Raw genomic sequence first — 12256 nt, forward strand, 5'->3', positions numbered from 1 at the left:
GGCGCTTGGACCGACCTTTGGAGGCGTGGTGGTCGATCAATTGGGTTGGCGATGGGTCTTTTATTTATTATTACCATTATTGCTAGTCTCCTTAGGCCTTGGCGTTTGGGGAATTCGCCAAGGATCAAGCCTGCAAGCTCATCGCTTCGATGGAGCGTCATTTGCTTTAATTATTGTTTTCTTCACGGCCTTAATGATTGGAATTAATCAGATGAGTGCAACGGCTTTTTGGTCGATACCTGTAGCCGGTAGTTTAACCATTGGTTTAATTGCTTTAGTCATCCTAATTATTCGGTCATTACGAATTGCAGATCCAATTTTACGGCTCGGTCTATTAAAAAACAAACGCTTTAGTGGGCACCTGTATGGCTTCTTTATGATGCAAATACTTTCGTTAGGTCTCGCCTTTTTACTTCCTAACTATATCCAGTTAGTTAACGGGAATTCCGCTATGTTGGCCGGCTTGATCGTATTACCAGCAGGTTTTGCGGGGGCAATCTGCGCTCCATTGGCTGGCTCTTGGTTAGATCATGTTGGACCACGAACCCCAATTTTAACGGGGATAAGCCTTAGTATCTTATCTTTGATCGCCTTTAGTTGGTTTGGCCAGTCCTTATCCAATGGATTAATCTTATTTATCTATATCGGCTACATGGCCGGGATGGGTGCTGGGATGGGCTGCGTGATGACTAGTGCTTTAAGTCAGCTAGGCTATGGCGAACAAACGCAAGGCAACGCCATTATGACCACCTTACAACAGTTTGCGGGTGCTTTAGGGACCAATTTGGTTTCGATGATTGTGGCTGCTAGTCAGATCGATACCGCTAGTCAAATGGCACGGACTACGGCGATCGGGACCCAACATGCTTTAATTGTGTTAATGATCTTATCCATTAGTATCGGGATAGTTTATTTCATCTCGATCCCCAAGGGAAAGTAGGCATCCGGATGAAATATTTCATCAGTGATTTAGATCACACCTTATTAAATGAGCAGGCCAAGTTAAGTCTAGAGACGATTAGAGTAATCAAGTCCAATCAATTACCATTAATGCTATGCTCGGCACGATTACCAAAACAAATGGATCCGTTTATTCAGCAATTGAATTTAACTGGTCCCCAAGCAGCCTTAAATGGGGCGCTAATTTTTGAAGGGATCGGAGAAGATCGCCGGATTCAAGCCAAACATGCTATTTCACTATCCATTTATCAGCAAATTAAGGAGCTGATGAGGAAAAAGTTTCCAGACTATCCGGTAACTTGGATGGATGAAGAGAAATGGTATCTCCCACGCTTAACAGCCGATTTAACTCCGGAATTACAATATTGCCAAGCAGATGACTATATAATCGGGATGAATCAGCCGCTAAATGACCCGTTATTACTATTGATAGTCATTCCAGATGCTAACCAATTTAAAGCGGTCTTTACTTGCCTACAACAAACAGCTATTCCTGAGATCCAAGTAGTTAATTCAGGAGATGGCTATCTAACAATTACTGGACAAGGTGTTAATAAAGGTCTCGCTCCCCAATACTTATTAGAGCATCATTTGGCTGTACCCAAAGAAATTGTAGCCGTTGGTGACGACGAAAATGACCTTCCAATGTTTAAACGGGCGGGGATATCTGTGGCCGTTGCTAATGCTGCCCCATCGGTTAGAATGCAGGCAGATATCGTAGGCGACACGAATGAGAACGATGGAGTAGCTAGGATAATGGAGCGCTTACTCTAATAAAGTGACTTTCGGTTAGAACAAGTATTCATTTGATTGAAAATAAGTTATAATATCCACAGATTATGCAAAGGAGACGATCAAGCATGACTTGGAGAGACACTTATCAAGAATGGTTAAATTATGCAGATTTAGATGAAAACTTAAAGAATCAATTAACTGCAGTAACCGATGATGAAGAACTTGAAGATGCTTTTTATCAACCAATGTCATTTGGAACAGCCGGGATGCGGGGGTTGATGGGCCCTGGGATTAACCGCATGAACATTTATACGGTCCGTCAAGCGACAGAAGGGTTAGCCACGTTGATGGACAGCTTAGGTGATGAAGTGAAGCAACGGGGGGTTGCAATTTCATATGATTCGCGTAATAACTCTCGGGAGTTTGCTCATGAGGCAGCTCGGGTGTTAGGAGCTCATCAGATTAAGTCATACATCTTTGATGATTTACGACCAACTCCAGAATTATCGTTTGCCGTTCGTCATTTACATACCTATGCCGGAATTATGATCACCGCCAGCCATAATCCCAAAGAATACAATGGTTACAAAATTTATGGTGAAGATGGGGGGCAAATGCCACCAAAAGAATCTGATCAGATGACGACTTACATTCGTCAAATTGAAGATCTTTTTACCGTGAAATTAGCTGACGAAAGTCAATTACTAGCTGATGGGATTGAAGAAGTTATTGGCGAAGCTGTTGACCAAGCTTACTTAGACAACGCGAAAACCGTGACCGTTAATCAAGATTTGGCTAAAGAATATGGTAAGGATCTGAAGTTTGTTTTCACTCCCCTCTGTGGGACAGGGCGAATGCTTGGTGAACGGGCTTTACAACAAGCTGGGTTTACGAATTATGAATTAGTGGCAGAAGAGGCCAGTCCTAACGGTGATTTTCCAGGTTTGGAACATCCTAATCCTGAATTCCCAGAGGCCTTTGTGAGAGCAACGGCTTTAAGGTAAAAAAATCGATGCCGATTTATTAATTGCAACCGATCCGGATGCTGACCGTTTAGGTTGTGCCGTTCGTCAACCAGATGGCGAATATCAACTTTTGACAGGTAATCAAATCGGAACAATTCTGTTGCACTACATCCTAGAAGCTCATAAGCAAGCCGGTGATTTACCAGCTAATGCAACGGCCGTCAAGTCAATTGTTTCCACCAATTTCGCAACGAAGGTGGCTGAATCATACGGGGTTGGCATGGTCAATGTCTTAACTGGTTTCAAGTGGATTGCTGATCAAATTCACCAATACGAAACGCAACATAACCATACCTTTATGTTTGGCTTTGAGGAAAGTTTTGGTTACCTAATTAAGCCTTTTGTCCGAGATAAGGATGCTATTCAAGTCTTAGTGCTCTTAGCCGAAATTGCCGCTTACTATCGGAGTCGTGAGATGAACCTGTATGATGGGTTACAGGAACTCTTTGAAGAATATGGTTACTTTGAAGAAAAGACAATCTCTAAGACCTATGCGGGAATCGAGGGACCTAAGAAGATTGCCGCGATCATGACCAAGTTCCGGGAAGGGGCTCCAACTTCATTAGCTGGCCACCAAATTGTGGAAGCCGATGATTTTTCTAATAACACAAGACGGTTAGCTAATGGAACGGTCGAAGAATTACAAATGCCAAATTCCAATGTCTTACGTTATGTCTTTGGTGATGAGACTTGGATTGCGATTCGACCATCTGGAACCGAACCGAAATTAAAATACTATGTTGGAACTAGTGATGAGTCACAAGCTGCTGCCGTGGCAAAGCTAGACCAATTTGTCCATGACTTAACTGAATTTGCGGAAGCCTAAATCAATGAAACGATCATTACCAACCTTAATTCCAATTTTGAGTAATTTAGCCATGTTTGTGGCGGGGATGTTCTTAGTGATGCACTTATTTATTCCGATGATTATTTGTTTGTTACTTTATGTAGTGGCGGCTAGCTATCAATTTGCATGGATAACACGGATGCAAATGCGCCAAGAGGAACAATCAGAAAATAAATAGGTTCACCTGATTAGGGGAATGCATGTTCGTGTGTTAAAATTAGAATAATTATGAATAAAAGGCTAGGGTGATCCTAGCCTTTTATAGTACGGAGGATGGACATGATTTATCGACAAGCCGACCGACCATTTGAACTAGTTTCGAAGTTTCAGCCAACCGGTGATCAACCGGAGGCCATTCAACAGCTAACAGATGGTATTCAAGCTGGGGAGAAGGCTCAGATCTTGTTGGGAGCAACGGGGACTGGAAAGACCTTCACCATCTCTAATGTGATCGCCAATGTGAATAAGCCGACTTTAATTTTGTCACACAACAAAACTTTGGCCGGCCAATTATATGGGGAAATGAAGGAATTTTTTCCGAATAATGCGGTGGAATATTTTGTTAGTTACTATGATTACTACCAACCAGAAGCCTATGTACCATCGAGTGATACTTACATTGAGAAAGATGCCTCAGTAAATGATGAAATTGATCAATTACGGCACTCAGCAACGAGTTCTCTGATTGAACGTAATGATGTCATTGTGGTGGCTTCGGTTTCTAGTATCTTTGGTTTAGGATCGCCAGCAGAGTACCAAAATCACGTGGTTTCCTTACGGGTTGGCCAAGAGATTTCCCGCAATCGCTTACTACGAGAATTAGTCCTAATCCAATATGATCGTAATGATATTGATTTTCAACGGGGACGGTTTCGGGTCCGGGGCGATGTGGTTGAAATCTTTCCTGCTTCGCGAGAAGAGCGGGCTCTACGGATTGAGTTTTTCGGTGATGAGATTGACCGAATTCGCGAGGTGGATGCTTTAACTGGTGAAGTTTTAGGAGACCGAGAACATGCTTCAATTTTCCCGGCTACCCACTTTATGACCAGTGAGGAAACGATGGAGGTTGCCCTGCCAGAAATCGAAGCCGATATGCATAAACAGGTTGCCAAATTCACCAAAGAAGGTAAATTGCTTGAAGCTCAGCGGATTCAGCAACGAACCACTTATGATATTGAGATGATGCGCGAAATGGGCTATACCAATGGGATCGAAAACTATTCGCGCTATATGGATCGGCGAAAGCCCGGCGAACCACCTTACACATTGTTAGACTTCTTCCCGAAGGATTTTCTGTTAATTGTCGATGAATCTCATCAAACAATGCCTCAAGTTCGCGGGATGTACAATGGTGATAAAGCGCGGAAGGAAATGTTAATTGATTATGGTTTCCGTTTACCAAGTGCTTTGGATAATCGGCCCTTAAAACTGGCCGAATTTGAACAACATGTTCACCAAGTAATATATATGTCTGCCACGCCCGGACCTTATGAAGAAGAACAAACCCAAGACGTGGTTCAACAAATCATTCGACCAACGGGATTACTGGATCCAACCATCGAAGTTCGACCAGTAATGGGGCAAATTGATGATTTAATTGGTGAGATTAATACTCGCGTGGAGAAAAATGAGCGAGTATTAGTAACGACCTTAACCAAGAAAATGTCAGAAGATTTAACTGATTATCTAAAAGATGCTGGATTAAAAGTAAAGTACTTACATAGTGATATTAAGACCTTGGAACGGACCGAAATCATTCGGGATTTACGACTAGGTAAATTTGATGTTTTAGTGGGGATTAACTTGTTGCGGGAAGGATTAGACATTCCGGAAGTCTCATTAGTGGCAATTTTAGATGCTGATAAGGAAGGCTTTTTACGGAATGAGCGATCATTAATTCAAACCATTGGCCGGGCAGCACGAAACGCTCACGGAGCAGTAATTATGTACGCTGATACAATTACTGATTCGATGCAAGCTGCCATTACTGAAACTAAACGGCGGCGAACGATTCAAGAGGCCTATAACCAAGCACATGGGATTACACCACAAACGATCATTAAACCAATCCGAGAAGCAATTAGTGCGGTTAAACCAGTTGAAGATCCAGAAGAAGATCAATCAGCTGAATTTACGGAAAAAGACTTTATGCAACTAAGTAAGGCTGATCAGCAAAAGATGCTGGATGATTTAAATGAACAAATGCGTTCAGCAGCTAAACGATTAGACTTTGAACAAGCGGCCATTTTACGGGATACTGTGATGGAATTAACCGCGAAGATGAAAAAATAGGAGACAAAATGGCGACAAACGATAAAATCAAGATTCGGGGAGCACGTTCTCATAATTTGAAGAATATTGATGTTGATATTCCTAAAAATAAATTAGTTGTGGTTACCGGATTATCAGGATCGGGGAAAAGTTCACTCGCTTTTGACACCATATATGCCGAAGGCCAACGACGCTATGTGGAAAGTTTATCAGCCTATACTCGTCAATTTTTAGGTCAAATGGATAAACCGGATGTAGATTCCATTGAAGGACTTTCACCAGCAATTTCCATTGACCAAAAGACGACCTCGCATAACCCGCGTTCAACTGTCGGAACGGTGACGGAAATTAATGATTTCCTGCGCTTATTATGGGCTCGGGTGGGGACCCCGATTTGTCCCAATGATCACATTCCAATTACTAGTCAATCCCCTGAACAAATGGTTGATCGGGTGCTTGCGTTGCCAGAACGAACTCGATTACAAATCTTGGCACCAGTGGTCCGTGGAAAGCGGGGAAGCCAACAAAAAATCCTAGAAAAATTAAAAAAGATGGTTTTGTGCGGGTACAGGTTGACGGGCAAACCTATGATTTGGAAGAAGTTCCCGAACTCGACAAAAATAAGCAACATGATATTAACGTGGTGGTTGATCGGATCGTGGTCAAAGAAGGAGTTCGATCACGACTTTTTGATTCTTTTGAAGCTGCGCTACGTTTGAGTGATGGCTTTGCAGTTGCTGATGTGATCGGTGGCGAAGCCATTCCATTCTCCGAACAATATGCTTGTCCAATTTGTGGTTTTACCGTGGGCGAGCTAGAACCACGTTTATTTTCTTTTAATGCGCCGGTAGGGGCCTGCCCAACATGTGAAGGCCTTGGATCTAAATTAGTAGTTGATATTGATTTAGTGATCCCGGATCGGACGAAGACCTTGCGTGAAGGGGCACTTGAACCATGGAACCCGATTTCGTCAAAATACTATCCTAGTTTGTTAGAACAATTTTGTGAGAGTGAAGGAATTGATTTAGATACGCCTTTTAAACAACTTTCTAAACATCAACAACAGCAATTATTATATGGTAACGGCGATAAGCAATTTCATTTCTATTTCGAAAATGATTTTGGTGGAGTACGGGATGTTGATGTCGAATTCGAAGGGGTGATGAACAATGTGGACCGACGTTATCGGGAAACAAATTCGGACTTTACCCGTGAAGTGATGCGTAAGTATATGGCCGAATTACCTTGTCCTGACTGCCATGGCTATCGTTTAAACGAGAAAGCTCTATGTGTTCAAGTGGCTGACCGCAATATTGGTGAGGTCTCAGAATTGCCAATTAGTGAAGAGTTACCATTTTTTGCTGAAATGGAATTAAGTGAACAGAAAATGGCAATCGCCAGACCAATTTTAAAAGAGATCATTGATCGACTTACTTTTATGCAAAATGTTGGTGTGGAATATCTGACCTTAAGTCGGGAGGCACGGACTCTTTCAGGTGGAGAAGCCCAACGGATTCGATTAGCAACTCAAATTGGATCCAACTTATCAGGAGTGATGTATGTACTTGATGAACCTTCCATTGGACTCCATCAACGTGATAATGATCGTTTAATTGCCTCCTTGAAGAAGATGCGCGATCTCGGCAATACCTTAATTGTGGTAGAACATGACGAAGATACCATGTTAGCAGCGGACTATATTGTTGATATTGGTCCGGGAGCCGGTGAAAAGGGTGGTCAAGTGATGGCGACGGGGACGCCAAAGCAATTAATGCGTTCCCGTAAATCGCTAACGGGGAAATATTTAGCTGGGAAGTTGACCATTCCGGTTCCAACGACTCGTCGGTCCGGTAACGGGAAAAAGATCACCATTAAGGGGGCTCATGAAAATAACCTCAAAGATATTACCGTTGATTTCCCATTAGGCAAATTTGTAGTAGTGACTGGTGTTTCAGGTTCGGGGAAATCTACCTTAGTCAACACGATTTTAAAGCGGATCTTATCACAACAATTAAACCGGTCATCTGATAAACCAGGGGCTTACCGATCCGTAGCCGGAGTAAAAAATGTCGAAAAGGTGATTGATATTGATCAATCACCAATTGGGCGCACACCCCGGAGTAACCCTGCCACTTACACCGGAGTCTTTGATGACATCCGGGGATTATTTGCGCAAACAAATGAAGCAAAATTACGGGGCTATAATAAAGGACGCTTTAGTTTTAACGTTAAAGGAGGCCGGTGCGAAGCCTGCAAGGGTGATGGGATCATTAAGATTGAAATGAATTTCTTGCCCGATGTCTATGTACCATGTGAAGTTTGTCATGGGACCCGTTATAATTCAGAAACCCTCGAGGTTCAATATAAGGATAAGAATATTGCCCAGATTCTCGATATGACGGTTTCGGAAGCTTTAGAATTCTTTAGTGCCATTCCAAAAATTAAACGGAAGTTACAAACGATTGAAGATGTTGGCTTAGGATATGTTTCGTTAGGTCAACCGGCAACGACTTTATCAGGAGGGGAAGCCCAACGGATGAAACTAGCCTCTGAATTACATCGTCAATCAAATGGTAAGAGTTTCTATATTTTAGATGAGCCAACCACTGGTTTACACATGGATGATGTTAAACGTTTGTTAGCGGTCTTACAACGGCTAGTTGATGCTGGTAATACCGTCCTCGTGATTGAACATGATTTGGATGTGATTAAATCCGCAGATTGGTTAATTGATCTTGGCCCAGAAGGTGGCGCTGGCGGTGGTCAAGTGGTGGCCACTGGGACGCCGGAAGCAGTTGCCCAAGTTACCAATAGTTACACTGGTCAATATCTCAAAGAAATGCTTGATCGCGATCAAGCACGCGCAGAGAAGGGGAAATAAATGCAATATAATTTTTGCCCGAAATGTGGTCATCCATTAGAACAAGTGACAATTGATAACGTTCAACGGGATGTGTGTCCACAAGGAGATTATACCCATTGGAATGACTGTACCATTAGCGCCGGAGGTGTTTTGCTTAAGGACGATCGAGCTTTGTTAGTCCGGCGGACCCAAATTCCTGGCAAAGGGAATTGGATTAATCCAGGCGGTTTTGTGGAACAAACTGATCACTTAGACGAAGCGGTGGCTCGCGAATTTGCTGAAGAATTGGGAATTCAGGTTAGAGCTAACCAGGTTGTGATGGTCGGTGATCAACCGCGCGAAAATGCTCATAATGTTTATGTAACTTTTCAAGTTGAATATCTAAGTGGGAAAATTAGACTGAATTCAGAAAATGATGCCTATGGTTTTTATTCTCTAGCTGAGATGGATACGATGCAGGTACCTGATTTTACGAAAGAAGTTGTGAAAGCGACCTTGTCGACTCAAGTTGAATTACAACGAAATCCCTTGGACGAACTGCATCTAAGTGGATATCGTTTCTTTAATCGATAAAAAATTAATGAGGTTGGTTCTTCCAACCTCATTTTTTAGAAAGCGAGGGTGCCTAACTATTAATGACACACCCGGTATGTTAAACTAATAAAAGAATTGTGAGGGGGAAGAAAGATGGACCAGCAATTAGAAGTGGTAGTTATCACTGGAATGAGTGGTGCCGGCAAAACCGTTGCGGTACAGAGTTTTGAAGATAGTGGTTATTTTGTGATTGATAATATGGTACCTAGTCTGGCACCCCGCTTTATTGATGTGATTGAAGAATCTCATCAATTTTCAAAGATCGCCATGGTAATGGACGCTCGGTCGCAATCTTTTTATGATAGTGTTTTGCCCTTGATTCATCAGCTCCGTGCTCGCGAAGACATTACCATGCGCTTACTCTTTTTGGATGCGGATGACGTTAAATTAGTAGCTCGCTATAAAGAAACCCGGCGTGAGCACCCGCTTAGCGAAAATGATGGGGTGATGTCAGGAATCCAACGAGAACGGCAATTATTGGCCACCATGAAAAGTGAAGCTGACCTAGTGGTTGATACGACCACCCTTACTCCGCGTCAACTAAGACTGCGTCTCCAAGATTATTTTGGCGATGGGGAAGCTGACCAATTTTATATCAATGTGATGTCCTTTGGCTTTAAATATGGGCTTCCCTTAGACGCTGATATCGTGATGGATGTTCGTTTTTTGCCGAACCCCTTTTATTTACCAGAATTAAAACACTTGACCGGTAACGATCAAGCGGTTCAAGATTACGTTATGCAAACTAGCGAAGCCCAAGCTTTTTATCGTCATTTTCTAGCGCTGCTGATGACTACTCTTCCAGGTTATATTAAAGAAGGCAAAAGTAGTTTGACCATCGCTATTGGCTGTACTGGCGGACAACACCGTTCAGTTACCATGGCGAATCGTTTATCAACGGCCTTAAGTGAAGCCGGCTATCAAGCTAGCGTTCATCATCGTGATGTAGAAAAAGCACAGTAGGAAGGATTTGTCATGTTTCATAAACCAAAAGTTGTGGTGATTGGCGGGGGGACTGGATTGCCAGTAGTTTTAAGTGGCCTGCGTGATCATAATGTAGATATTACGGCTGTGGTGACCGTCGCCGATGATGGGGGGTCATCAGGAATTATCCGAGATTATATCAACGTGGTCCCACCTGGTGATATCCGAAATGCAATGGCCGCTCTGTCTGAGTTATCAAATTTAGAATTAGATATTTTTCAATATCGCTTCAAGAGCTCGGACCGTTTTTTTGCCGGACATGCGATTGGAAATTTAATTATTTCGGCCCTTTCGGAAATGAAGGGCGGTATTTTTGAAGCGGTTCAAGAATTGACCGATCTGATGAAGGTTAATGGACGGATTTATCCAGTCGCTAATGAGCCTTTAGTATTAAATGCTGAATTTACTGATGGCACGCAAATGGCAGGAGAATCTGAAATTACTCGTGCCCATAAGAACATCAAGCGTGTTTGGGTAACGACGGATGGAGACGACCATGAACCGCAGGCCGTGCCAGCGGTAATTGATGCGATCTTAGAAGCCGATCAAGTGGTGATCGGACCGGGAAGTTTGTTCACCAGCATTTTACCCAACCTCATGATTAAAAACGTTCAAGCTGCTTTGAAAGCCACGAAGGCGGAAATTATCTACATCTGTAACATTATGACCCAAAAAGGGGAAACTGACGGCTTTACGGATGCCGATCATGTTCGAGTGTTAAATCATCATTTGGGGTATCATTTTATCGATACCATTTTAGTCAATAGTGAACGAGTTCCCGAGGATTACATTAATTTCCAAGAATGGAATGAGATTTCTTCCCCGGTTGGTCATGATTTCCAAGGATTACGGGATCAAGACTGTCGGGTGATTTCATCGAATTTCTTACGGTTACGTGACAATGGGGCTTTTCATAACCAGAATTTAATTGTCGACGAATTGATTAATCGACTTCATGATGTTCATTAATAACAAATAGGTAGTCAAAGGACGGTGGACAAATGTCATACGCCAGTGAAGTAAAAAAAGAATTAACCGGAATTGAAGTCCGGGATCAAAATGCGCGGGCCGAGTTAATGGCATTAATTCGGATGAATGGCGCCCTGGGCATTGCCAATCATGAAATGACGCTTAATATCCAAACGGAAAGTCCGGCGATTGCCCGCCGTATCTATTCTTTGATTCGCCAACTTTATCAAGTAGAGTGCGATATTTCAGTACGGCGCAAGATGAAGTTAAAAAAGAATAATACCTATGTGGTTCGCTTAAATTACCATGCCCAAGACATCTTAGGCGATCTAGGGATTTTAGAAGGTTTTCAGATTAAGGAACGGGTACCCGTTGAATTATTAGCGGATGATTTGATGATTCGCTCATATTTGCGGGGTGCTTTTCTAGCCGGAGGGTCGGTTAATAATCCCGAAACTTCGCGTTATCATCTGGAAATCTATTCATTATATGAAGAGCATAATGAAATGATTGCTGAAATGATTAATCAATATAGCTTAAATGCTCGGATGACGAATCGTCGGAGTGGTTACATTGTATATTTAAAAGAAGCTGAAAAGATTGCTGATTTTCTACAATTAATTGGGGCCACAACTAGCATGTTAAAATTTGAAAATATTCGGATTGTAAGAGATATGCGCAATTCGGTGAATCGCCTGGTTAATTGTGAAAATGCCAATCTGGATAAAATTGCCAATGCGTCCAATAAGCAAATTGAAAACATTAAATATATTGATGCTCGAGTGGGCCTGGGGAACCTACCTGAGAAGTTACGGGCAATTGCTGAAACACGATTACAGCATCAAGAAGTGAGCTTAAAAGAACTTGGTGAATTGGTACCAGGCGGGCCAATCTCGAAATCAGGCGTTAATCATCGTTTGCGAAAAATCAATGACTATGCTGATCAATTGCGGGCGGAAGCATAAAAAAACTGAGGCTAGTGAAGAATTTCTTCACTAGCCTCAGTTT

Annotated in this window: 8 protein-coding genes and 2 pseudogenes; all 10 read left to right on the plus strand. The window is 42.5% G+C overall.

What is annotated here, in order from left to right; genetic code table 11:
* A partial coding sequence (locus PS3_RS07885; protein ID WP_040468707.1) for an MFS transporter occupies positions 1-940 on the plus strand: 940 nt, incomplete at its 5' end.
* Positions 941-948: 8 nt separating this feature from the next.
* Entirely contained in the window at positions 949-1734 is a 786-nt protein-coding gene (locus PS3_RS07890; RefSeq protein ID WP_007122584.1) for a Cof-type HAD-IIB family hydrolase, read from the plus strand.
* A gap of 86 nt (positions 1735-1820) precedes the next feature.
* Positions 1821-3546: pseudogene (locus PS3_RS07895) on the plus strand (phospho-sugar mutase).
* A 4-nt stretch (positions 3547-3550) separates the two neighbouring features.
* Positions 3551-3745 (plus strand): hypothetical protein, encoded by a 195-nt coding sequence (locus PS3_RS07900; protein WP_040468709.1) that lies wholly within the window; start codon positions 3551-3553, stop codon positions 3743-3745.
* A gap of 101 nt (positions 3746-3846) precedes the next feature.
* Positions 3847-5859, plus strand: a complete 2013-nt coding sequence (gene uvrB / locus PS3_RS07905) for an excinuclease ABC subunit UvrB (protein WP_007122585.1) — start codon at positions 3847-3849, stop codon at positions 5857-5859.
* Positions 5860-5867: 8 nt separating this feature from the next.
* A pseudogene (gene uvrA, locus PS3_RS07910) lies at positions 5868-8719 on the plus strand (excinuclease ABC subunit UvrA).
* Positions 8720-9274, plus strand: a complete 555-nt coding sequence (locus PS3_RS07915; protein WP_050950899.1) for an NUDIX hydrolase — start codon at positions 8720-8722, stop codon at positions 9272-9274.
* A gap of 114 nt (positions 9275-9388) precedes the next feature.
* On the plus strand, positions 9389-10258 hold the full coding sequence (rapZ, locus tag PS3_RS07920) for an RNase adapter RapZ (protein WP_007122586.1): 870 nt from the start codon (positions 9389-9391) through the stop codon (positions 10256-10258).
* A gap of 12 nt (positions 10259-10270) precedes the next feature.
* On the plus strand, positions 10271-11248 hold the full coding sequence (locus tag PS3_RS07925) for a gluconeogenesis factor YvcK family protein (RefSeq protein WP_007122587.1): 978 nt from the start codon (positions 10271-10273) through the stop codon (positions 11246-11248).
* Between the two features lie 32 nt (positions 11249-11280).
* The gene (gene whiA, locus PS3_RS07930; protein ID WP_007122588.1) at positions 11281-12213 is read left to right on the plus strand and encodes a DNA-binding protein WhiA; all 933 of its coding nucleotides are present in this window, start codon (positions 11281-11283) and stop codon (positions 12211-12213) included.
* Positions 12214-12256 lie beyond the last annotated feature (43 nt).

The organism is Limosilactobacillus gastricus PS3, from assembly GCF_000247775.1.
Classification (GTDB): domain Bacteria; phylum Bacillota; class Bacilli; order Lactobacillales; family Lactobacillaceae; genus Limosilactobacillus; species Limosilactobacillus gastricus_A.